The sequence below is a fragment of the Bradyrhizobium sp. genome (genome assembly GCF_036009065.1).
Classification (GTDB): Bacteria; Pseudomonadota; Alphaproteobacteria; order Rhizobiales; family Xanthobacteraceae; genus Bradyrhizobium.
Genome location: NZ_DASYMN010000002.1, coordinates 1 through 1,720, shown reverse-complemented (window position 1 = coordinate 1,720; position 1,720 = coordinate 1). Strand labels below are relative to the sequence as shown.

Here is a 1,720-nt window from a genome sequence, read left to right as displayed (position 1 = left end):
CGGAGAAGTGAAAGTGATCGTGAACTGAATTTCCTGCCCTCTCTGCGTGCCCTCACCGCCGGTCGTCTGATTTGGCTTCGGAAATATCCCGTTTATGACCGAGTTCGTCACCGAGGTGATGGTGCTCGTATCTGCTCATCTCCCCCGGGTGACGGTATGTAGACTGCAGGGTCGAACGGCCATTGACGTGACCACGGCGGCCACGATTCAAGCTTCGGGTGACCGAGCTTCCCGACCTCACCTGCCTGTCGCATGACGAAAAGGACGCGCTGATCCGAGCGCTCTGGGCGCATGTTCAGATGCTGACGACGCAGGTCCAGATACTGACGTCGCGGGTTGCCGAGTTCGAGTCCAAGCTGGGTGAGCCGCCCAAGACGCCGGACAACTCCTCCGTGCCGCCCTCGCAGGGCAAGAAAGCCAACCGCGCCGACAAGCCCAAACGTGAGGGCCCGCGCAAGGGCAGCCTGGGGCGGAAGGGCGGCGGACGACTGCTGGCGGAGAACCCCGACGAGATGGTGATGGCGCGTCCGATGTGCTGCGCCCACTGCCAGGCCGCATTCCACGCGGACGATCACACGCTGGCCGCCCGCTACGACAAGATTGATCTGCCGAAGGTCAAGCCGGTCGTCACGCGGGTGGAGCAATATGCCGGTCACTGCCAGGGTTGCGGCGGCACCACGCTGGCGCCGCTGCCGGACGGGCTGGAACCGGGGTCTCCGTTCAGCCTCAACATCGTGGGGCTGGCGATCTATCTGCGCTTTACCCATGCGATCAGCTACCGCCGGCTGTGCCGCCTGATGGCGGAACTGTTCGACCTCGCCATCAGCCAAGGCGCTCTGGACGCCACATTCCGCCGCGCCATGCCGCGCTTCGACGCCGAGATTGGCGCCATTCTGGCGCGGCTACGGCGTGCCCGCGTGGTGTGTTGCGATGAGACCTCCGTGCGCGTCGCAGGAAAGACCTGCTGGGATTGGGTATTCCAGAACGGCGAGGTGGTGATCCACGTGATCCGCCACAGCCGCGGCGCGCGCGTCGTCGGCGAGGTGATGGATGGCCACCGTCCGGCGATCTGGGTGTCCGATCTCTACAGCGCGCAGCAGGGACACGCCGCCGGCTGGCAGATTTGCCTCGCGCATCAACTGCGCGATTGCACGTTCGCCATCGAGGCGGGAGATGCGATCTTCGCACCACGCATGAAGGCGCTGCTGCTGCGCGCGTTCGTGCTGGCCCGGCGGCGGCATCATCTGGCAGCCAGCACTCGCCGCCAGTATCGCCAGCGACTGGAGCGAGAACTCGATGCGGTCATGGCGCTGGCGCCCACGCAACGCGATGGCCGACGCTTGCGCAAGCGATACGGCAAGCTGCGTGGCCATCTGTTCACCTTCCTCGATCACCCCGAAGTCGGCGCCGACAACAACGCCAGCGAGCGCGAACTCAGGCCAACCGCCACCTACCGCAAGGTCACCGGCGGCTTCCGCTCCGACTGGGGCAAGGACCTGTTCGCAGCCTTCCGCTCCGTCGTCGGCACCGCGGCACGGCAGGGGATCGACGCATATCAGGCGGTCCGAATGACCCTCTCAGGCCAGTCCGTGCTCGCACCGGGTTGAGCAGTTACCTGGATTACAATGAGTTGCAGATTACAGACGGGTGCAGCGTCTGGTATCGCAAAGCTAAAGCACAAATCCTTGCCGATCTGAAAGCGCGTATCACGTACGATCCA

General features: G+C 64.5%; 1 protein-coding gene. It reads left to right on the top strand.

Annotation, left to right across the window (positions count from 1 at the left end; all coding sequences use genetic code 11):
- Positions 1–218 precede the first annotated feature (218 nt).
- Positions 219–1,607 (top strand): IS66 family transposase, encoded by a 1,389-nt coding sequence (gene tnpC / locus VGP39_RS00015; RefSeq protein WP_327566063.1) that lies wholly within the window; start codon positions 219–221, stop codon positions 1,605–1,607.
- The last annotated feature ends 113 nt before the right edge of the window (positions 1,608–1,720 follow it).